The organism is Devosia honganensis (assembly GCF_042648785.1).
In the GTDB taxonomy this organism is placed as follows: Bacteria; Pseudomonadota; Alphaproteobacteria; order Rhizobiales; family Devosiaceae; genus Devosia; species Devosia honganensis.
In genome coordinates, this window is the sequence record NZ_JBHRYD010000001.1 from 113,952 (window position 1) to 134,622 (window position 20,671).

Genomic DNA, 20,671 nt, shown 5'->3' on the forward strand with positions numbered 1-20,671 from the left:
TCCTCCTGTTATCGCTGAAGTTCCGCCGTGGGGCGGATGTCGTCCCGGCGCAAAGTGGTTTGCCGGTCGAAGAAATGCAGGGCTTCGGGCGGCAGGCGCAGATGCACCCGGGCGCCCGCGTCGAGCGTCGGCGGGCCGGGAACGCGCAGATTGATACGCTGGTCGCCCGCCCGGCACGCCACGATGGAATCCGCCCCGAAATATTCGCTGGTCTCGACGTCCGCCGGCAGACCTTCGGGCGCCAGCTCGACATGCTCGGGTCGGATGCCCAGTTGCAGGCCCGCTCCCGCCTCCGCCGCAACCACCAGATCCGTGCCGGCGACGGCTCCCCGCTCGTCGAGATCGAGCACGTTCATCGGCGGCACGCCGATGAAACCGGCCACGAAGGTCGAGGCCGGCCGCTCATAGAGCTCGCTCGGCGGGCCTGCTTGCTCGACCTTGCCCTGGTTCATCAGGATGACCCGGTCGGCCATGCTCATGGCCTCGGTCTGGTCATGGGTGACGAAGATCATGGTGATGCCCAGGCGGCGCTGCAGCGAGCGGATTTCGTTGCGCATTTCCGCGCGCAGCTTGGCGTCGAGATTGGAGAGCGGCTCGTCGAGCAGGCACACCTTGGTCTGCGAGATGAGCGCGCGGCCCAGCGCGACGCGCTGTTGCTGGCCGCCCGAGAGCTGGCTCGGCTTGCGCTCGAGCAGGGGCGTGAGGCCGAGCAGCCGTGCCGTCTCCTCGAGGCGCTTTCGCTGCTCCGCCCGCGGAACCCGGCGCACCGACAGGCCGAACAGAATATTGTCGGCCACGTTGAGATGGGGGAATAGCGCGTAGGACTGGAACACCATGGAGAGGTTGCGCTTGGCCGCCACCACATTGGTGAGGTCGCGGTTGTCGAGCACGATCCTGCCGGCGCTGGGCTCCTCGAGCCCGGCGATCAGCCGCAGCGTCGTCGATTTGCCGCAGCCGGACGGGCCGAGCAACGCGACGAATTCAGCCTCGCCCGTCTCGAAGCTGATATCGTCCACGGCGGTGAAATCGCCCCAGCGCTTGACGAGTCGATCGATCTTGATGGTCGACAAAGGTTCCTCCGCTCGCGGTTCAGGCGAAGATGAATTTCTGCTTGAGGGCATCGGGCAGCCCCCCTACCAGCGGCCGCGTGGCCGCGTCGGTGACGATATAGTCCAGCGCATCCAGCCCGCCGATCACCGACAGGGCCGTGCGGTCGAACTTTGAATGGTCCGCCACCACGATGACTTCTTGAGCGATTTCGATCATGGCCTGCTGCACCGAGCCGATCTGCGGGCTGAGCGTGCAGATCAGGCGGCGCTTCACATCGACCGAGGAAACGCTCAGGATCGCCTTGTCGACATTGAAGCGGCGGACCTGTTCGGCGGCCATGGCGCCACCGCAGGAATGGTTGATGTCGACATATTCGCCGCCGATGAAATGCACATTGCGGGCGCCCCCCTCGACAAGGGCTTTCAGCACGTCGGTGCCATTGGTCACGAAGGTCAGATTGGCGTTGGCGGCCAGCACTTTCGCCACCTGCAGCGAGGTCGTGCCGCTGTCGATCATCACCGCGTCGCCATCCGACACCAGCTCGGCCGCAGCCTCGCCGATCTGGGCTTTCTCGGCGGCATTGATCGCCTCGCGCACGATCGCGTCATTGTCGCGGGTCACCTGGTTGATTACCGTGGCGCCGCCATGGGTGCGCTTGAGCAGACCCTTGCTTTCCAGCTCGCTGAGATCGCGCCGCACCGTGGCGATGGAGACGCCCAGGCGCTCCCGCAGGATCTGGATATCCGCGAAAAGCTCGGTCCGCAGCAGTTCGATCAACCGCGCCCGGCGCTGCCCGGCGGATCGAAACTTCCCGCTCGACACCTCATCCTGTTGCAGGGCGCCCAAAAAATCCCTCCTCGATCATCTTCGTGATCCATTTCGCTCATCTTTACGAGCGAAAGCGATCTTGTCAATGCCGGATCTTTAACCTGGAGGCGCCTTTGTTCCCCTCTCCCCTTGCGGGAGAGGGACGGAATAATCCGCGTCCAGCAGATTATTCAGGGTGAGGGGTTCTCTCCGCGCACTCGATGCCGCGGTGAACTGGATTGCTCGGATAACCGGGCAATGACGGAGGAAGGGGCGGAAGCTGAGGAAAAGACGGAGGGGGACTCCTCAGCCTACCCCTGTAGCCACCGCGCAAAAAACGCCATCACCCCGGCTCGCATCCTTGCGGTTTCGCGATGCCCCACGCCGGGCTCGGAAATGAGCTCCAGCCGCCCGGGCGCGGCCGCATAGGCCGGGCGCAGATCGGCCAGCGCCCGCTCCACCGCCGGCATGGGGGTCAGCGCGTCCGCCTCGCCCACGCAGACCAGTTGCGGCCGCGGCGCGATCAGGGCGGCGATGCTGCCGCCATCGGCCTCGTTCAGCAGGCCCGGCACGGTGAGGTAGATGCCGTGCCCGTCATGCTTGCCCAGCGCGATCATCGTGCGCAGATCGGCAAAGGCGCACAGATGCGCCACCGCCGCGATCCGCTCGTCGATGGCCGACAGCCAGCAGCTCAGAAGGCTCCCCATCGAGATGCCGAAGGCGCCGATCCGCGTCGCGTCGACATCGTCGCGCCCGGCCAGATAGGTCAGTGCCCCGCCATGATCCGACAGCATGCGGCCGAAGAGCGGCCGGCTGTGCCAGAGCGCCGCCTTGGCGGCAAAACCCTCGTTTTCCCGCGCCCGCTCGCCGAAGACCGGCATGTCGATGGCCAGCGTCACATAGCCGGCGCGGGCGAAGACCGGCCCCAGCGGATCGAGCAGATATTCCCGCCCGTCGAGCAGTTCCCGCGCCCCCATCGAGAACAGGCCGCCATGCGAGTGGCCATAGAGGATCGCCGGCAGCCGGCCCGCCGCCCCGGCCGGGCGGGTGAGAAAGCCGCGCACCTCCTCCCCGCCCAGCCGCAGCCTGAGCCGCTCGATCAAAAAGTCGCCCTTGTCCTCGATCTCCGCCGCGACCGGATCGGCGGTCCGCTCCTCGAACCCGAGCAGATGACGGAAGCGTTCGGCGTCGAATGTCATGGTTCCCTCATGCGGCAAGCCCTTGTGCCCGGAACCTATCCTGCCCGCATTGCCGTCGGCAATCGGCACCATTCATCGGCACTTGCCGATGAAGCGTAAAGAGGGCATTTTGCCGATATCCGGGACCGGTCTCCGGCGGTCCCTTTCGTTTCAGGCGTTTTGCCCTGCCCTTCCGGCCGAGGAACCCCATGTCCAAGCTTTTCTCCCCGCTCGCCCTGCGCGGCCTTACCCTGCGCAACCGCACCGTGGTGGCGCCCATGTGTCAATATTCGGCCGTGGACGGCATCGCCAATGACTGGCATTTCGTGCATCTGGGGAGGTTCGGGCTTGGCGGCTTCGGGCTGGTCATCGCCGAGGCGACCGGGGTACTGCCCGAGGGGCGCATTTCCTATGGCGATCTGGGCCTGTGGAAGGACGAGCAGATCGCGCCCCTCGCCCGCATCGTCGAATTTCTGCATGCGCAGGGCGCCGCCGCCGGCATCCAGCTCGCCCATGCCGGCCGCAAGGCCTCCACGCCCGTCTCCTGGCGCGGCCCCGAGGACCTGGCCACCGCGGAGCAGCGCCGCGCCGCCGGCTATGAGCACTGGCAGCCCGTCGCGCCCAGCGCCGAATCGCACGATCCGGGCAATGCCGACTATCAGGTGCCGACCGAGCTCGACCGCGCCGGCATCGCCCGCGTCGTCGAGGGCTTCGTCGCCGCGGCCCGGCGCGCCGAGCGCGCCGGTTTCGACACCGTCGAGATACATGCCGCCCACGGTTATCTGCTCAACCAGTTTCTTTCCCCGCTCGCCAATCATCGCACCGACGCCTATGGCGGCAACCTCGAGAACCGCATGCGCCTGCCGCTGGAAGTGGTCGAGGCGGTGCGCGCCGTATGGCCCCAAGACAAGCCCCTTCTCGTCCGCCTGTCGGTCAGCGACAACGCGCCGGGCGGCTGGAGCGTCGAGGACAGCGTGGCGCTGGCGCGCGAGCTCAAGGCGCGCGGCGTCGATGCCCTCGATTGCTCCAGCGGCGGCTTCGCCCAGGGCAGCATCGTCTCCGCCGCCAGCTATCAGGTGCCCTTCGCCCGGGCGGTCCGGCAGGGCGCCGGCATTCCTACCATGGCGGTGGGCCTGCTGGGCGATATCGCGGCGGCCGAGGCGGTGCTGGAAAACGGCGACGCCGATCTCATCGCCCTGGCGCGCGGCGCGCTCGACGATCCCAACTGGGCCGTCCACGCCGCCCGCGTGCTCGACGGCGATTACGCGCTCTGGCCAGTGCAGACGCAGCGGGTTCTGGGCCGCGACCGCATCCTTGGCATCAGGGGCTGAACGTCGCCGGGACGCGACGGTTTGCAGCGTCGGATGCTAACGATGTGCTGGCATTGGCGCCATCGATGCCGCACCACGCGAAAAGGGGCCGCTTCTTTCGAAGCGACCCCGTTTTGTAAACGAATCGGCAGGACCGGTTTATTCGGCGGCCTTGGCCGTGGCGGCCTCTTCGGCGCGCGCGGCCTTGGTGGCCTCGCCCCACCAGACGAGCTGGTCCAGCATGTCCGTGGCCGAGTTGCCGATCGAGCCTTCGATCTCGGAAATGGCCTTGGTGCCACCGAAACCGGGATGGACGGACATGAAGTCGGCACCGGCGATGTGGACGGCCGAACGGGTCGAGACCATCTGCAGTTCCACGCCGATCGTACGCAGGTTCTCGATGGCGCGGGCGCCGCCAACGCTACCGTAACCCACTGCGCCGAATGTCTTTTTATTCCAGTTCACATAGGCCTGGTCGATGGCGTTCTTCAGCGCGCCGGTGATGGCGCGGTTATATTCGGCGACGACGAAGATATAGCCGTCGAACTCGGAAATCTTGTTCTGCCACTTGACGGCATTGGCGTTCTGGGACGGAGCCCAGGCATTGGAGGCCACCTCGTCGAAGAACGGCAGATCAAAATCACGCAGGTCGACCAGTTCGGCCTCGATCTCGGGGCGCTCATTGGCCTTGTCGAGGATCCACTTGGCCGGGAGTTCGCCGAAGCGGGTCGGACGGGTGGACGAAATGATGACGCCGATCTTAAGTTTGGACATTTTGGAAAGCCTCCTTGGTAACAAATCGTAACTGAGGCGATATATGTGCCTATTGGCGAAACCCTCAAGAAGGCACCTTGCTGTCATCGGGGGACATGAAGGTCGCTTGGTTACATTCGTGTAAGTATAGGTCGCGCAAGGTTTTTTCGGAATTTACGGGCCAAACTCGACCACGCCGGCGCCGTTCGCCACCGCCCGTGGACGCTACGTTCTCGAACAGCGAACGATATTATCGGCTCTGGAGGATTTCCACGTAGCGCCTGGTCGCTTCCTCAAACCCCAGCAGCAGCGCGTCGGCGGTGATTCCATGGCCGATGGAAACCTCCGCCACCCCCGGCACCGCTGCCTGGAAGCGGGGCAGATTGGCCAGCGTCAGGTCATGGCCGGCATTGACCCGCAGCCCCAGCGCCAGCGCCGCCCGGCAGGTCCCGGCCAGCGCCGCAAGCTCGGCCTCTTCCTGCTCCGGCCGGTCGTGGCACGCACCATAGGGTCCGGTGAACAGCTCGATGCCGTCGGCTCCGGTGGCCTTGGCGGCCCGTGCCCCCGCCTCCCCCGCATCGGGATCGCAGAACAGCGAGACCCGCCGTCCGGGCCGCTGCAATTGCCGCACCACGGCGACGAGAAGATCGTGCGCACCGGCGAAATCCCAGCCATGGTCCGAGGTCGCCTGCGCCGGATCATCGGGCACCAGCGTCACCTGCTGGGGCTGGACCGCCTCGATGAGGGCGAGGAAGTCGTCGCTGGGATAGCCTTCGATATTGAACTCGGCCCGTGGATAGTCGGCCCGCAACAGCGCCGACAGCTCGAACACGTCGGTGCGGCGGATATGGCGCTCGTCCGGCCGCGGATGCACGGTTATGCCGCTGGCGCCGGCGTCCAGCACCACCCGCGCCATGCCGGTGACGCTGGGCCATGGCAGATCGCGCCGGTTGCGAAGCTGGGCGACGGCATTGAGATTGACGGAAAGCAAGGTCATGGCGGGGACTCGAACAGCACTAGCCCCCTCCTATACCGGATTGGCGCTTTCTCCCAATCGAACCTTGGGATGAGAGGAATCGGACCGTGGCCCGATCACATGCTCTCCGGGCCGCGGCCGATGGCGGCAAGGCCCGTGCGCACCACCTCGACAAGGCCAAGCGGCGCCATCAGCGACACGAAACTGTCGATCTTCTCCGGCTTGCCGGTCACCTCGAAGACGAAGCTTTCGACCGTGGCGTCGACGATATGGGCGCGGAAGGCATCGGCCAGCCGCAGGGTTTCGGCCCGATGCTCGCCCGAGCCGCGCACCTTGATCAGCGCCAGTTCGCGTTCGACATAGGGCCCTTCGGCGGTCAGGTCGTGCACCCGGTGCACCGGCACCAGGCGTTCGAGCTGCAGCTTGATCTGGACCAGCACCCGGGGCGTGGCCACCACGACGACGGTGATGCGGCTAAGTCGCCTGTCGTGTTCGGTCTCGCTCACCGTCAGGCTCTCGATATTGTAGCCGCGCGCCGAGAACAGGCCCACGACCCGGGCCAGGATGCCCGGCTCGTTGTCCACGAGCACCGAGAGGGTATGGCGTTCGGTCTGCTGGGTTTCCTGGGTGAGGAAATAGGCGGAACCGGTCGGTTGCAGATGTGCGTTCATGTCGTGTTACCTCCGCAACGGCCCTCAGACCAGTTGCCGTCCCTTTTCGTCGATGATGTCGCCGATATTGGCGGTGTCGGGCAGGATGATCTCGTTATGCGGCTTGCCCGAGGGGATCATGGGCAGGCAGTTCTCGTCCTTCTCCACCACCACGTCGAACAGCACCGGCCCGTCATAATCGAGCATTTCGGCGATGGCCGCGTCGAGTTCGGCCGGGTTTTCGCAGCGAATGCCCTTGCCGCCATAGGCCTCCGCCAGCTTGACGAAATCGGGCAGCGATTCCGAATAGGAATGGGCGTAGCGCGACCCGTGCAGCAGGTCCTGCCACTGGCGCACCATGCCCATGCGCTCATTGTTGAGGATGAAGATCTTGACCGGCAGGCGGTATTGCACGGCCGTCGAAAGCTCCTGGATGGTCATCTGCACCGAGGCCTCCCCGGCGATGTCGATCACCAGCGCATCGGGGTGGGCCACCTGCACGCCGACCGCCGCCGGCAGGCCGTAGCCCATGGTCCCGAGCCCGCCCGAGGTCATCCAGCGGTTGGGCTTGTCGAAGTGGAAGTGCTGGGCCGCCCACATCTGGTGCTGGCCCACCTCGGTGGTGATGAACACCTCCCTGTCCTGCTTCCGGGTCGCCTCATAGAGGCGCTGGATGGCCCATTGCGGCTTGATGACCGTGTCGGAATTCTTGAAGTTGAGCGAGCCGACCGACCGCCATTTGTCGATCTGCTTCCACCACGGCGCCAGGGCCTCGGAGCGGGGCTGATTGGTTTTCGAGCGCCAGATGCGGATCATCTCTTCCAGCACGCGCCCGCTATCGCCCACGATCGGCACGTCGACGCGCACGATCTTGTTGATCGAGGACGGATCGATATCGACGTGGATCTTGCGGCTATTGGGCGAGAAGGCGTCGACGCGGCCGGTGATGCGGTCGTCGAAGCGCGCCCCGATATTGATCATGACGTCGCAGTCATGCATGGCCAGATTGGCCTCATAGGTGCCGTGCATGCCCAGCATGCCCATCCATTGCGGGTGCGAGGCCGGGAAGGCGCCCAGCCCCATCAGCGTCGAGGTCACCGGGAAACCGGTCAGTTCGGCCAGTTCGCGCAGGTTTTCCGAGGCTTCCGGGCCGGCATTGATGACGCCGCCGCCGGTATAGAAGATCGGCCGCTCCGCCTTCAGCATCATGTCCACCGCCATCTCGATGGCGGCGAGGTCGCCATCGACCCGCGGGCGATAGGACTGGTGGCGCAGCGTGTCGGCCTCCGGACGGTAATATTCGCCCATGGCGAACTGCACGTCCTTGGGAATGTCGATGACGACGGGGCCGGGGCGGCCGGTGGTGGCGATGAGGAAGGCCTCGTGCATGACCCGGGGCAGGTCGTCGACCGATTTGACGAGGTAATTATGCTTGGTGCAGGGGCGGGTGATGCCGACCGTGTCGCATTCCTGGAAGGCATCGGTGCCGATCAGCGTCGTGGGCACCTGGGCGGTGATGCACACCAGCGGGATGGAATCGAGCAGCGCGTCGGTCAGTCCGGTAACCGCATTGGTGACGCCCGGCCCCGAGGTGACGAGGATCACGCCGGGCTTGCCGGTCGAGCGGGCATAGCCTTCGGCCATGTGCGTCGCGCCCTGCTCGTGCCGCACCAGGACGTGCTTGACGAAATCCTGCTGGAACATCGCGTCGTAGATCGGCAGCGCCGCGCCGCCGGGATATCCGAATATATGTTCGACGCCCTGATCGGTGAGCGCCTGGATCACCATTTCGGCGCCGGTCATTTTCTCGGCCATTGTCAGCCCTTCCTAACTCGTCGGCCCCGTAGGACCTGCCTGTCACCTGCCGCCTCTCCCGCCGGGCGGAAAAAAGGCAATAAAAAAGGCCCCGATCGGGACCTGTTTTCGGCGCACCAGCCAACGCGCGGGGTTTTACCCCACGTTGCCGATGCGCCTGCCTACTACGAGAATGAGTGCCCGCACGGGACCGCTCCAAACAATTAGACGGCGCATTGATAGGAGTATCGGGGCGGAAAAGTCAAGCCGCGGTTTCCGGAACCTTCGTTTCCCATCCGGTTTCAGATGGGGACAGCGCTGCCGGGCGGCGCTTTTGGGGCTGGCACTGTCCGCGTGGAATGCTAAACGCCACACTGACCCTCATGTGACAGTTTGATGACATGATCAAGAGCGTGCTCGACAAGGATTTGCAGCGGGTTTCCGGCCTGGAGGCGGCGACCCACGACCTGACCCGCACCCTGGCGGCTCCCGGCATCGCGCTGGTCTTCCTGCTGGCCGCCGCCGTGTGGGCGAGCTTCGCTATGGATCACGGGCCTTCGACCCATATCGTGGTGATCGGCGCGGTCATCGCCGGCTATATGGCGATCAATGTCGGGGCCAACGACGTGGCCAACAATATGGGCCCGGCCGTGGGCTCGCGCGCCCTGACCATGGTGGGCGCGCTGGTCATCGCTGCCATCTTCGAGGCGGCTGGAGCGCTGCTGGCCGGCGGCGACGTCGTCAACACGGTGGCCCGCGACCTGCTGATCTCCCCGGAGATGGAGAGCACCACCTTCGTCCTGGTGATGATGGCCGCCCTGCTCGCCTCCGCGCTCTGGGTCAATCTCGCCACCTATATCGGCGCCCCCGTCTCCACCACCCACGCCGTGGTCGGCGGGGTCTGCGGCTCGGGCATCGCCTCGGCGGGATTCGCTGTGGTCAACTGGCCCACCATCGGCGCCGTCGCCACCAGTTGGGTCGTCTCCCCGGTTCTCGGCGGCATCTTCGCCGCCATCTTCCTCATCGTCGTCCAGGCGACCATCACCGGCCGTCTCGACAAGATCACCGCCGCCCGCATCTGGGTGCCCGTCTTCGTCGCGGTGATGACCGGTGTTTTCGCCATCTATCTGGCCACCAAGGGCCTCAGCCGGGTCTGGCAGCCGGACATCGTCACCGTCCTGCTGCTCGGCGTCGTCTTCGGCGTGCTGGGATGGCTCGTCGCCATGCCATGGGTGCGCCGGCAATCCAGGCACATGGAAAACCGCAAGAAACACGTCGCCATGCTGTTCCGCCTGCCGCTGATCGGGTCCGCCGCCCTGCTTTCTTTCGCGCACGGCGCCAATGACGTGGCCAATGCCATCGGCCCGCTGGCGGCCATCGTGACCACGCTCGAAACCGGCCAGGGCGAAGCCGCCGGCATAACCCTCCCCTTCTGGGTGCTGGCGATAGGCGCCATCGGCATCGCGCTGGGCCTTGCGCTGTTCGGACCGCGGCTCATCCGCACGGTGGGCGAGCAGATCACCAAGCTCAACGAGATCCGCGCCTATTGCGCCGCGCTTTCGGCGGCGATCACCGTTCTCGTCGCCTCGGCGTTGGGCATGCCGGTATCGTCGACCCATATCGCCGTCGGCGCGGTCTTCGGCGTCGGTTTCCTGCGCGAATATGCCTCGCGGCGGGACATGGAGGGCATCTCCGTCCCGGTCAACGCCCGTTTCGTCGATCCCACCCAGTTGAACGCCACGCCGGAAGAAGCGCTGGCCAATGCCCGCAAGGTGGAGAGGCGGTTGCTGGTGCGCCGGCAGCACGTATACGGCATCGCCGCGGCATGGGTGGTCACCGTTCCCGCTTCGGCGGTACTGGCGGGCGTGCTCTATCTCGGTCTCGACCTGATCATCTGATCCCGTCGGCCTCGTGCCGCGCATGAAGCAGCGCGGCGAGACGGCTCAGCGAGCGGTCGGCAAGGAGCCGCCTCGCCTCCGAGAGCGTCGCCCAGTGGCGCATGCGCTCGTCCTGCTCCAGCCAGTTTTCGTGCTGCTGCGTCACCCGCAACGGATAAAGATCCACATCGACCAGCGTGGAGCCGTTATTGCCCAGGCTGGCGCGATAGCTGCCGACGGGCTCGGTGCCCATCGTGCCGGAAACGCCGGCTTCCTCCAGCGCTTCGAGGGCCGCGCTGTCCCAGGGCGTCATGCCCGGCTCGATGGCGCCCTTGGGAAAGATCCACTTGCCGCTGCGTCGCGAGGTGATGAGCAGAAAGGCCATGCGCCCCTCGACCAGGGCATAGGGCATGGCGCCCGCCTGTCTCAGCCCGTCGGGCGTTTCGACCCTGGGGCTCCAGTTCTTGAGGAATTCGCGCATTTCAATTTCACGGGCATATCGGTTTCCGGCTCTGTGGCACAGCCGGGCAGCCAATGTCCATGGCGCCAGAAGAAAGGGCCCCGAAGGGCCCTTTCAAAAGCGAGGTCAGCTCACCAGCGCCAGATTGGTCGCCGAGACCTTGCCATCGCGGCCGGTCTGCAGCTCGAAGGTGACCTTGTCGCCTTCGTAAAGGCCCTGCAGGCCCGAGCGCTGCACGGCAGAGATATGGACGAACGCGTCCTTCTCGCCATTATCGGGCGAGATGAAGCCGTAGCCCTTGGTGGTGTTGAAGAATTTCACGGTGCCCGTGATGGAAGACATGGATGGACCTCTTGGTCTGGTTTACCGCTTGCGCGGCGGAAGGGTTTATCCGGGAGCGTTGGTTCCCGGACTTACGGTTCACGAGATCAGGAGGTAGCCAAGTTTCCGGACAAGCCGGTCGTTCAGATAGCGCAAGACAAGTGGCACGTAGTTCCCAATTATCACTGCCCGCCATGACTTTTTCAAGGCCGTTATCCATCCTCAGAAAGAGCACCCAGCCGGAGGAACCGGCCGGGCGTCTGGCGCCTGGGGGCGCTTCACCGCAGGGGGCGCTGCGGAGGGGGATAGCGCATCAGCCCTTCGGGCAGACGTCGATATACTCACGGCCATAGCGGTCGCGGTATACGCACTGGTTGCGGTTCCGATCGTGGACGCGGATCATTTCTCCGACTGCCGCACCGGCGACCGCACCGACACCGGCACCGACCGCCGTGCCCACAAGGCTCCCGCCGGAAGCCGCAGCTCCGACGACGCCGCCGACGACCGCACCGCCTGCCGCGCCCTGCTGGGTGGTGGTGCAAGCGGTAAGCGACAGCGCTGCCGCGGCAATGATCAGGATTTTATGCATGAATTCCTCCAAAGAAATGCTCGCTGGCAGGAATGCGTTACCTTATCAAAGGTTCCAACGCAGTTTTAACTTTGTTGTCTCATTCCCCGGAGAGGATGGCATTTATAGCCAGGCCGATCCAGCCCAGGATCATGATGGCGCCGCCGATAGGCGCGGCGCCGGGAAAGGCACCCTGCCCGAGCCATTCCCGCAAGGCCAGATCGGCGCCGAACAGCAGCGTTCCGGCCGCCAGCACTAGGCCCGCCACAAGCAGCGGCCGCGAGCGCCCGAACAGCCCGAGCGCCAGCAATGCCGGTCCATGAGCAAGAAAAATCGCGGCCAGGGCCGCCAGATTGCGTGATTCGGCCAGATGCGACGCAGCGGCGGCGGCGGCCACGCCTGTTGCGCCGATAAGCCCGGCCAGCCCCAATAGCATCCGTGCAATCGCCGTCACGTCGCGCCTCCCGGGAGCCGGCCTTCCCCGCCGGCCCGCTTTCGACTAGAGCATGGGGGTAACAGAGAGAAAACGACAATGAGTGAGAACGTCGCGCCGACCGCCTCGGCGCCCCGCTCCCTGCACGGCTGGAGCACCGAGTTCCGCGCCACCTTCACCCTCGCATGGCCGCTGGTGATCGCCCAGGTGGCGCAGAACGCCTTGCAGGCCAGCGACGTCATCATGATGGGCTGGCTCGGGCCGGAAGCGCTGGCGGCCGGCGCGCTGGCCTCCAGCTTCCTCATGCCCTTCTTCCTGTTCGCCGCCGGCGTGGTCGGCGCGGTGGCGCCGCTGACGGCCCAGGCGCGCGGAGCCCGCGACATCAAGGCGATCCGCCGCATCGTGCGTCAGGGCTTCTGGGCGGCCATTCTGCTCGCCGCCCTGCTGCTGCCCGTCGTCCTGCAGATCAGGACGGTCTTTTCCTGGATCGGGCAGGACCCTGCCTTGGCGGCGCGGGCGGAGGAATATATCCAGATCGCCGTGCTGATGCTGTTTCCGGCCCTGGGCGTCATCGTGCTGCGCTCGTTCCTGTCCTCCTTCGAGGCCACCAGGGTGATTCTCGTGGTCACGATCGGTGGCGTGGTGGTCAACGCTTTCGGCAACTATCTGCTGATGTTCGGCAATTTCGGCATGCCGCGGCTGGAACTGCGGGGCGCCGGCATCGTCATCGTGCTCACCAATATCTTCATGCTGGCGGCGATGCTGGCCTATGTGCTGCGCCACAGGCGCTTCCGGCGCTTCAACGTGCTCATCCGCTTCTGGAAGCCCGACTGGCCGCGTTTCCGCGAACTGTTCCACATCGGCGTCCCGATGGGCCTCACCGTGCTCGCCGAAGTCGGCCTCTTCACCGCCGCCACCATGCTGATGGGCCGGCTGGGCACCGACGAGGTCGCGGCCCATGCCATCGCGCTGCAATGCGCTTCCCTGGCCTTCATGGTGCCGCTGGGGCTGGGCGTCGCCGCCACAGTGCGCGTGGGCATCGCCTATGGACGGCAGGATCGCGAAGGCGTCCGCAAGGCCGGCTGGACCAGTTTCGCGCTCGGCACCGGGTTCATGGCGGTATCGGCGCTCTGCTTCCTGCTGTTCGGCCCGGCCATCGTCACCATCTTCCTCGATCCGGGCGTGCCGGAAAACCGCCATGCCCTGGCGCTGGCCGCGTCTTTCCTCGCCATTGCCGGCATTTTCCAGCTTGTCGACGGAGCCCAGGTCGTCGCCGCCCACTCGCTGCGCGGCCTGAGCGACACCAAGATTCCGATGCTGATGGCGATATTCGGCTATTGGCTGGTCGGCCTGCCCATCGCCTATGTGATGGGCTTCGTCTTCGACTGGCGCGGCGTCGGCATCTGGACCGGGCTGGCCTGCGGACTGGCCTTCGTCGCGGTGCTGCTGGTGGGACGCTTCGCCATGCGCGAGCGGCTGGGGCTGCTGGATCGGATCAGGCTCTGAACGGCCCGCCCTCCAGCCCCATGAGCGGCCAGTCGCCCATGCGGTTGCGGAACCAGGTCCGCTGCCGCTTGGCGTATTGCCGGGTGGCGGTAACGGCGAGAGCCACCGCCTCCTCGCGGCTGTAAACACCGTCGAGCCAGCCGGAAATCTCCGGGACCCCGATGGCCTTCATGGCCGGCAGCGACGGATCGAGGGCCTGCGCCCGCAACGCCTCCACCTCCGCCACCGCACCGCCCTCCAGCATGGTCTCGAAGCGCCGTGCGATGCGGTCGCGGAGCACGTCGCGCCCCGGCCAGAGCACCATGCGCTCCACCGCCCAGCCTTCGAGCAGGCCGGGCTTCTGATCCTGCTGGAAACTGGAGAGCGGCCGGCCGGTGGCCCGCCGGACCGCCAGGGCCCGGATCACCCGCTGCGGGTCGGCGACCTTGAGGCGGCGGGCCGCCACCGGGTCCGCCTCCACGAGCAAGGCCATGCGCGCCGCCTCGTCCAGCGCTTGAATCTCTTGTTGAACGTCCAGCACCAATTCATCAGGAATTTCCGGCATGTCGGCGAATCCCTTGGTCAGCGCATCGAAGTAAAGCCCTGTGCCGCCAACGAAAATCAGCTCGCGGGCCGGATCCTCCGCAGCGGCGGTGTCGGTGACCGCGCGCACCCAGCGGCCGGTCGAGAAGCGCTGGGCCGCCGGCACGACGCCATAAAGGCGATGCGGCGCCAGGGCCTCTTCCTCGGGGCCGGGACGGGCGGTGACGATGCGCAGCGTGTCGTAAACCTGCATGGCGTCGGCATTGACGACGATGCCGCCCGTCTCGCGGGCCCGCGCCAGGGCCAGCGCCGACTTGCCGCTGGCAGTCGGACCCGCTATCAGCACTGCGCGTCTCTGGCCCCTCACCATCCGTTCCCGAAAGCTGCTGTCGCCATGCCGGTTCTTTCCCTGATCGCCAATCCCGCCGACCCCGAACTGGATACCGGCCTCGCCGCAGCCGTTCTGGCCCGGACCGGCGGCGAACTCAACTGGCTCCACCACGGCGTAGCCTGCGACATCATCGAGCCCACCGCTCCCGAAGCCCTTGATATTGCACGCGATATCATCGGGAGCAAGGCGGTGGACGCCAATATGGTGCCGACCGAGGGGCGCCGCAAGCTGCTGCTGGTGGCCGACATGGATTCCACCATGATCGAGCAGGAATGCATCGACGAACTGGCGGCGGCGCTGGACCTCAAGCCGCAGGTCGCCGAGATCACCGACCGGGCCATGCGCGGCGAACTCGATTTTGCCCAGGCGCTGGATACCCGCGTGGCGCTGCTCAAGGGGTTAGAGCGTTCTGTTATCGAGGAAATCCGCCGCGAAGCCATTACCCTGGCGCCGGGCGGACGGGCGCTGGTGCACACGATGAAGGCCTATGGCGCCTATACTTCGCTGGTCTCCGGGGGCTTCACCCTCTTTGCCGACTACTTCGCCAGGCGGATCGGTTTCGACGAGGCCATCGCCAATGTGCTCGACTTCGACGGCGACCGGCTGACCGGCACCGTCAGCAAACCCATCGTCGACAAAAACACCAAGAAAGACAGACTGTTGGCGCTGGCGGCGGAACACGGGCTCGAGCTGTCGCAAACGCTGGCCGTGGGCGACGGCGCCAATGATCTCGACATGATCGGGGTGGCCGGCTTCGGAGTGGCGCTGCATGCCAAGCCCGCCGTCGCCGCCGCCGCAGGCCTGCGCATCGACCATGGCGACCTCACCGCCCTGCTCTATCTGCAGGGCTATGCCGAAGACGATTTCGTGCGCTAGAGGCCTTGATGTTTTGACGGAAGCGACGACCCGCGCCTCCCTCGAGGGGAGGGTTGGAGAGGGGCTTGCGAGCCACCGAAGAGGACCCCCACCCCCGACCCCTCCCCTCAAGGGGGAGGGGAGTAAAAGGCGCTGATTCCGCCTGACAATGAAAGGCTTTGGCACCCGGTCGCATCGGCCGGTCCGGTGCCAGCACATCGTTAGCATTTTCCACTGCATCGCGTCGCGCCGGAGCCACATATGCGAAGGCCGGCGCGGTTGCCCGCGCCGGCCGCAAATCGTGCGCCGATACGTCCCTTACTGGGCCGGAGCCGGAAGCGGCGCCGCGTCCTCGACCGGCGCGGGCGCCTCGGTGCCCACGGTCGGCTCGAGCTGCGAGCCGTCCTCGAGGGTCATGCTGGGGGGCACGACCTCCTCGATGCCCAGCCCGTCCAGCGCCGGCTGGTCGCTGCCCGTGCCGATCTCGGGCACGGAAGCGGGCGGCAGGGGCGTCGCGAACTCGGTGCTCGCCTCGGGCAGTTCGCCGTCGGAGCCGAAATAGCGGAAGAAGGCGCTTTCGGGCGAGAGGACCATGGTGGTGCCGGAATTGGGCAGCGCCAGGCGATAGGCTTCCATCGAGCGGTAGAACTCGAAGAACTCCGCGTCCTGCCCATAGGCGGCGGCGTAGATGCGGTTACGCTCGGCGTCGCCCTGACCGCGGATGATCTCGGCATCGCGGGTCGCGGCGGCGACGATCTCCACCGCCTGACGATCGGCGATGGCGCGCAGGCTCTGCGCCTGCTCCTGGCCGCGGGCCCGCAGCAGCGCCGCCTCGGCCAGACGCTCGGCGCGCATGCGCTCGAAAGTGGTGGCCGAAACGTCCGAATCGAGGTCGGTGCGCAGGATGCGCACGTCCACGATGTCGAGCCCCAATTCGGCCAGGTCCGGCCGGATGAGGTCGCGGGTTTCCTGCATCATCTGCGCCCGCTGGTCCGACAGGGCATCGCTGAACTCGCGCAGGCCGTAGACCTGGCGCAGCGCCGCATCGAGGCTGGCCCCGATCCGCGCCTCGGCCACCGCGAGCTGGCCGGTGGCGCGCTCGCGGAACAGGCGCGCATTGGAGATGCGATAGGTCAGGAAGGCGTCCACCTGGTAGAAGGCGTTGCCCGAGACCTGCACCCGCATATTGGCGATGTCGTAGCGCAGCAGCCGGTCCTCGACCACCTGCACGCTGTCCACGATATCGGTGGGGATCTTGAAATAGATGCCCGGCTCGGTGCGGATATCGGTGATCTGGCCGAACCGCATGACGATGGCCTGCTCGCGCTCGTCCACGATGTAGATCGAGGAGAAGAACACATAGAGGGCCGCCACGATGACGGCACCGATGATGAAGAGGCGATTCGTCATGATCAGTTCCCCGTCGTCGAGTTGGCGCGCGAGCGCAGTTCAGGCAGCGGGAGATAGGGCACGACGCCCGATCCCTGCGAGCCGCTCTCGATCAGGACCTTCTCCGAACCGCCCAGCACCTCTTCCATGGTTTCCAGGAACAGGCGCTTGCGGGTGACGTCCGGCGCGTTGACATATTCGGCATAGACCGAATTGAAGCGCTCCGCCTCACCGGTGGATTCCTGCACCACCCGATTGGTATAGGCGGCGGCCTCCTCGCGCAGGGCCGCGGCACGGCCGCGCGCATCGCCCAGCAGCGTATTGGCGTAGGAGCGGGCCTCTTCCTGCAGGCGCGTCTCGTCCTGCCGCGCCCGCTGCACTTCGTTGAAGGCGTCGATGACTTCGGAGGGCGGGCCGGCATTCTCGATCAGCACCTGGCTGACGGTGACGCCCAGCCCGTAGCTCTCGAGCGTCGACTGGATGATGCGCAGCACCTCGGCCGAAATGCCCGAGCGGTCGTCCGAATAGATGTCCTGGGCCGGACGGCGGCCCACCACCTCGCGCATGGCGCTTTCGGCGGCGTAGCGGACCATGGATTCCTGGTCGCGGACATTGAACAGATAGGCGACCGGATCGCTGATCGCCCAGAACACCGAGAACTGCACGTTGACGATGTTCTGGTCGCCCGACAGCATCAGCCCGTCATTGGCGCTGGAGCGCGAGCCGGCGGCATTGGCGAGGCCGATCTGGGTCTGGTTGACGGTGGTGGTGGCCCGCTCGACGGTCTCGACGGGCCAGAGCATGAAATGCAGGCCCGGGCCGGACAGTTCGGTCTTGGGCTTGCCGAAGCGCAGCTCGACGCCGACTTCCTGCGGATTGATGGTGTAGATGGCGTTGACGCCCCAGAAGGCCAGCAGCGCCAGGACGCCGCCCACTATGGCCCAGCGGCCGCCGGGAACGCCGCCCCGGAACTGGTCGCGGCCGCGATTGAGAATGTCTTCCAGATTGGGAGTATTGCCGCCCGGCCGGCGCGGGCCGCCGCCTCCACCCGGTGCCTGGCCCCAGGGGCCGCCTGTATTGCGGCCGCCTCCGCCACTATTGTTCTCCCAAGGCATCGCATTCCTTTCGGTGTCCTAGAGAATTGGTCGCTGCCATATATAAGCAAGCGGGCATGGTGATCAATGCGCGGAACCGTGAATACGCTCATAGACCCGTACGGAATAGGCCGCTTCGTCGCTGCCGGAGCGGGGCGGATCGGGCGCGTCCACCGCCCGCCATTGCGCCGGATCGATGGCGGGAAAGCGCACGTCCCCCTCCGGCTCGAGCTCGACATGGCTGATATAGAGCCGGTCGGCCACCGCCATCGCCTGCGCGTATATGTCGCCACCGCCGATGACCATGACCTCGTCCACCCCGGCAGAAGCCGCCATGCCCCGCGCCGTTTCCAGCGCCGCATCGAGGCCATGGCGCACGGTCACCCCCGCGGGCGCGTAGCCGGCCTGCCGGGTGACCACGACATGGGGCCGCCCGGGCAGGGGCCGCGCAAAGGTCTCGAACTGCTTGCGGCCCATCACCATGGGCTTGCCCATGGTCGTGCGCTTGAACCAGGCGAAATCGGACGGAATGCGCCACGGAATGGCCTGACCGGCCCCGATGACGCCATTGCGCGCGACGGCGGCGATGAGGGAAATGCGGATGGTCATGGGCGGCTCTTCGGGTGGGGTGGGGGATGGTCGGGGCGGGGAGAAACAAGGATTCCCGCATTCGCGGGAATGACACCGAGTGTGTTGGGACAGAACGACATTGACCCAACTATCGCGTTCATCCCAGTGTCATTCCCGCGAATGCGGGAATCCCGGTTAACAACATCGTGGGCAAGCACTACTTCGTCTATATACTCGCCAGCCGGAAATATGGAGCCCTCTATATCGGGGTGACCGGAAATCTAGTGTCACGAGCCTATCTCCATCGCGAAGGCCTGGCAGACGGGCATTCCCGCCGCTATCACATCCGCAAGCTGGTATATTTCGAAAGCTTTCTCGAGCCGGGCCTGGCCATCCAGCGCGAAAAACAGCTCAAGAAATGGCGGCGGGCCTGGAAAATCGAACTGATCGAGACAACCAATCCCGAATGGCGCGACCTTTACCCCGAGATCGCCGGAAACTGAGGAAACGGGGATTCCCGCTTTCGCGGGAATGACATAGTGGGGGGCGGCCGGCTCAATCCCCAACCGGCGCAGCGCTCGCCCCTGCCCCGCCGAGCTTTTGCAGTGCCGGGCCGGCGATGCGCACCTTGGTCCATTCGTCCTGCAGCACGCCGCCCTGCGCCTGGTAGAAGCGGATGGAGGGGTCGTTCCAGTCGAGCACCCACCATTCGAGGCGGCCCAGATCCCCCTCGAGGCAGCGCCGGGCGAGGTGGACGAGCAGGGCCTTGCCGATGCCCTTGCCGCGCAGGGCGGGGTCCACATAGAGGTCTTCGAGCCAGATGCCGTGGCGGCCCTGGAAGGTGGAATAGGTGTGGAACCACAGGGCGAAGCCGGCCGGCTCGCCGTCCCATTCGGCGATGTCGCAGAATACTTTGGGGTCGGGGCCGAACAGGTCGCGGGCGAGATCGGCTTCGGTGGCCTCGACCTCGCCGAGGAGGTTTTCATAGTCGGCGAGGGCGCGGATGAAGGCGAGGATCAGCCCGGCGTCGCCCGGCGCGGCGGGGCGGATGGCAAGATGGGGAGCTGGCACGATGGCGGTCTTCCAGTCTATTCGTCGTACCAGTCGACGCGCTTGAGCAGCAGGATTTCGAGCTCGCGGTCCCAGGGCGGATGCCAGTTCTCCTGCGTCAGCTCGAAACTGGTGGGACCGGTCTTGCGGACATCGTCGCCGCAGAAGGAAACCAAATTGTCCGCGCTGCCCTTGTCGATGGTGAGGGTGAACCGGCCGATGGGGCCGGACCAGTTGTTGCCGGTGGACCAGACATAGGAAATCCAGCTCTCGATATAGGGATAGGTGGTCCAGCCTTCCCGATCGATCGCGGTCTGCCCGAGGGCGGCGACAAAGGCGTCGTCGAGGCAGTATTTGTCCCGGTATTCGGCGAGGCGGCGCCGGGAATAGCCGTCATCGTCCTCCTGCGGCATGAAGGTGATGCCCACCGTGCCGCCGACGCTGGGCCGGTAGGTGTGGACGACCTCGGATTGCCCGGGCGGGAAAGTGGCCTGCCAGCTATAGGCGGAGCGCAGGGACCAGAGCGGCGAATAATCCCTGGTGGGGCCATTGCCGGCATCGTATTCCATGCCGAAGATAAGGCCGTTATGCAGCAATTGCTCTGCCTGCGCGGCGGAGGTGGCGTTGAGCGCGCGATAGGTGGCCCCGCTCACCGGGTTGAGCGGGATGCCGAATTTCGTCAGCAGCTTGGAATAGTCGATATTGTTGTGGAACGCATTTTGATGCAGCTCGGCGCTGACCGGCTCGCCATTGAGCGTGGTCCTGAAGCCGAACAGATTGTCGGGATCGCTGGCATCCATGCCGGCCTGCTCGGCATAGGCGCTCGGCACGTCGACCATGGATTCGGGCCCGCCCTCGATGTCGGGCATGGGGAAGGCGACGAGGATGGTCTGCGGGGCGTCCTGCGTATTGGTGAAAGTATAGACCACCCTGATCTCGTCAGGGGAGACGAAGAGATGTTCGGAAGTCATCTCGATGGCGTCGTTGGTGACGAAGACCAGCCCGCCGGTGCCCAATTGCGCGGTGGTGTCGTTGGCCATGGCCGGCAGGGCGGCGGCAAGCGCGAATGCGGCGATTGTGACGGCTCTCATCCCGACCTCCCGATGACCGGCCATGC

The 20,671-nt window shown here is 65.9% G+C and carries 22 protein-coding genes; 5 read left to right on the plus strand and 17 right to left on the minus strand.

Translation table 11 applies throughout. The annotated features are described in order from the left end of the window. Positions 1-8 precede the first annotated feature (8 nt). The 3 genes from ACFOOL_RS00540 to ACFOOL_RS00550 form a co-directional block, all read right to left on the minus strand. Positions 9-1,070, minus strand: coding sequence for an ABC transporter ATP-binding protein (locus ACFOOL_RS00540; protein ID WP_380093915.1), 1,062 nt, complete (start codon positions 1,068-1,070; stop codon positions 9-11). Positions 1,071-1,089: 19 nt separating this feature from the next. After that, positions 1,090-1,896 (minus strand): DeoR/GlpR family DNA-binding transcription regulator, encoded by an 807-nt coding sequence (locus tag ACFOOL_RS00545; protein ID WP_380093917.1) that lies wholly within the window; start codon positions 1,894-1,896, stop codon positions 1,090-1,092. Between the two features lie 272 nt (positions 1,897-2,168). Continuing rightward, positions 2,169-3,056: an alpha/beta hydrolase family protein gene (locus ACFOOL_RS00550; RefSeq protein WP_380093919.1), complete on the minus strand. Its 888-nt coding sequence runs from the start codon at positions 3,054-3,056 to the stop codon at positions 2,169-2,171. A 188-nt stretch (positions 3,057-3,244) separates the two neighbouring features. Between ACFOOL_RS00550 and ACFOOL_RS00555 the strand changes: the two genes are divergently transcribed. Then, positions 3,245-4,366 (plus strand): NADH:flavin oxidoreductase/NADH oxidase, encoded by a 1,122-nt coding sequence (locus tag ACFOOL_RS00555; RefSeq protein ID WP_380093920.1) that lies wholly within the window; start codon positions 3,245-3,247, stop codon positions 4,364-4,366. 138 nt (positions 4,367-4,504) lie between these two features. On the opposite strand, the gene ACFOOL_RS00560 is transcribed toward ACFOOL_RS00555, so the two are convergent. From ACFOOL_RS00560 to ACFOOL_RS00575, 4 genes are all read right to left on the minus strand, one after another. Further along, entirely contained in the window at positions 4,505-5,119 is a 615-nt protein-coding gene (locus tag ACFOOL_RS00560; protein WP_380093922.1) for an NADPH-dependent FMN reductase, read from the minus strand. A 229-nt stretch (positions 5,120-5,348) separates the two neighbouring features. Beyond that, on the minus strand, positions 5,349-6,095 hold the full coding sequence (locus ACFOOL_RS00565; protein ID WP_380093924.1) for a pyridoxine 5'-phosphate synthase: 747 nt from the start codon (positions 6,093-6,095) through the stop codon (positions 5,349-5,351). Between the two features lie 95 nt (positions 6,096-6,190). Continuing rightward, on the minus strand, positions 6,191-6,745 hold the full coding sequence (gene ilvN / locus ACFOOL_RS00570) for an acetolactate synthase small subunit (protein WP_380093925.1): 555 nt from the start codon (positions 6,743-6,745) through the stop codon (positions 6,191-6,193). A 24-nt stretch (positions 6,746-6,769) separates the two neighbouring features. Then, a complete protein-coding gene (locus ACFOOL_RS00575) occupies positions 6,770-8,539 on the minus strand; it encodes an acetolactate synthase 3 large subunit (protein ID WP_380093926.1) in 1,770 nt (589 codons plus the stop codon). Between the two features lie 380 nt (positions 8,540-8,919). Here ACFOOL_RS00575 and ACFOOL_RS00580 point away from each other — a divergent pair, with 380 nt between their 5' ends. Then, entirely contained in the window at positions 8,920-10,416 is a 1,497-nt protein-coding gene (locus ACFOOL_RS00580; RefSeq protein WP_380093928.1) for an inorganic phosphate transporter, read from the plus strand. On the opposite strand, the gene ACFOOL_RS00585 is transcribed toward ACFOOL_RS00580, so the two are convergent. From ACFOOL_RS00585 to ACFOOL_RS00600, 4 genes are all read right to left on the minus strand, one after another. After that, complete coding sequence (locus ACFOOL_RS00585) at positions 10,409-10,876, minus strand: NUDIX hydrolase (RefSeq protein ID WP_380093930.1); 468 nt, start codon at positions 10,874-10,876, stop codon at positions 10,409-10,411. The two genes, ACFOOL_RS00580 and ACFOOL_RS00585, sit on opposite strands and share 8 nt — an antisense overlap. Before the next feature lie 105 nt (positions 10,877-10,981). Continuing rightward, positions 10,982-11,197 carry a cold-shock protein gene (locus tag ACFOOL_RS00590; protein ID WP_380093932.1) on the minus strand — a complete coding sequence of 72 codons (216 nt, stop codon included), beginning with the start codon at positions 11,195-11,197 and terminating at the stop codon, positions 10,982-10,984. Between the two features lie 292 nt (positions 11,198-11,489). Continuing rightward, positions 11,490-11,765, minus strand: a complete 276-nt coding sequence (locus ACFOOL_RS00595; RefSeq protein ID WP_380093934.1) for a glycine zipper domain-containing protein — start codon at positions 11,763-11,765, stop codon at positions 11,490-11,492. 79 nt (positions 11,766-11,844) lie between these two features. Continuing rightward, positions 11,845-12,198, minus strand: coding sequence for a DUF423 domain-containing protein (locus ACFOOL_RS00600; RefSeq protein ID WP_380093935.1), 354 nt, complete (start codon positions 12,196-12,198; stop codon positions 11,845-11,847). Positions 12,199-12,276: 78 nt separating this feature from the next. Here ACFOOL_RS00600 and ACFOOL_RS00605 point away from each other — a divergent pair, with 78 nt between their 5' ends. Continuing rightward, the gene (locus tag ACFOOL_RS00605; RefSeq protein WP_380093936.1) at positions 12,277-13,683 is read left to right on the plus strand and encodes an MATE family efflux transporter; all 1,407 of its coding nucleotides are present in this window, start codon (positions 12,277-12,279) and stop codon (positions 13,681-13,683) included. Here the strand turns inward: ACFOOL_RS00605 and miaA are convergent. After that, positions 13,673-14,575, minus strand: coding sequence for a tRNA (adenosine(37)-N6)-dimethylallyltransferase MiaA (gene miaA, locus ACFOOL_RS00610; RefSeq protein ID WP_380093938.1), 903 nt, complete (start codon positions 14,573-14,575; stop codon positions 13,673-13,675). The two genes, ACFOOL_RS00605 and miaA, sit on opposite strands and share 11 nt — an antisense overlap. Positions 14,576-14,599: 24 nt before the next feature. Between miaA and serB the strand changes: the two genes are divergently transcribed. Beyond that, complete coding sequence (gene serB, locus ACFOOL_RS00615) at positions 14,600-15,472, plus strand: phosphoserine phosphatase SerB (RefSeq protein ID WP_380093939.1); 873 nt, start codon at positions 14,600-14,602, stop codon at positions 15,470-15,472. 297 nt (positions 15,473-15,769) lie between these two features. Here the strand turns inward: serB and hflC are convergent, their stop codons facing one another. The 3 genes from hflC to ACFOOL_RS00630 form a co-directional block, all read right to left on the minus strand. Then, on the minus strand, positions 15,770-16,861 hold the full coding sequence (gene hflC / locus ACFOOL_RS00620; RefSeq protein WP_380093941.1) for a protease modulator HflC: 1,092 nt from the start codon (positions 16,859-16,861) through the stop codon (positions 15,770-15,772). A gap of 2 nt (positions 16,862-16,863) precedes the next feature. Continuing rightward, a complete protein-coding gene (gene hflK / locus ACFOOL_RS00625) occupies positions 16,864-17,955 on the minus strand; it encodes an FtsH protease activity modulator HflK (RefSeq protein ID WP_380093943.1) in 1,092 nt (363 codons plus the stop codon). Positions 17,956-18,018: 63 nt separating this feature from the next. Further along, the gene (locus ACFOOL_RS00630) at positions 18,019-18,543 is read right to left on the minus strand and encodes a dihydrofolate reductase (protein WP_380093945.1); all 525 of its coding nucleotides are present in this window, start codon (positions 18,541-18,543) and stop codon (positions 18,019-18,021) included. 164 nt (positions 18,544-18,707) lie between these two features. On the opposite strand from ACFOOL_RS00630, the gene ACFOOL_RS00635 reads away from it, so the two are divergent. Further along, the gene (locus tag ACFOOL_RS00635) at positions 18,708-19,007 is read left to right on the plus strand and encodes a GIY-YIG nuclease family protein (RefSeq protein ID WP_380095882.1); all 300 of its coding nucleotides are present in this window, start codon (positions 18,708-18,710) and stop codon (positions 19,005-19,007) included. Positions 19,008-19,059: 52 nt separating this feature from the next. On the opposite strand, the gene ACFOOL_RS00640 is transcribed toward ACFOOL_RS00635, so the two are convergent. After that, on the minus strand, positions 19,060-19,575 hold the full coding sequence (locus ACFOOL_RS00640; protein WP_380093946.1) for a GNAT family N-acetyltransferase: 516 nt from the start codon (positions 19,573-19,575) through the stop codon (positions 19,060-19,062). Between the two features lie 17 nt (positions 19,576-19,592). Then, positions 19,593-20,645 carry a DUF4424 domain-containing protein gene (locus ACFOOL_RS00645; protein WP_380093948.1) on the minus strand — a complete coding sequence of 351 codons (1,053 nt, stop codon included), beginning with the start codon at positions 20,643-20,645 and terminating at the stop codon, positions 19,593-19,595. Positions 20,646-20,671: the final 26 nt, after the last annotated feature.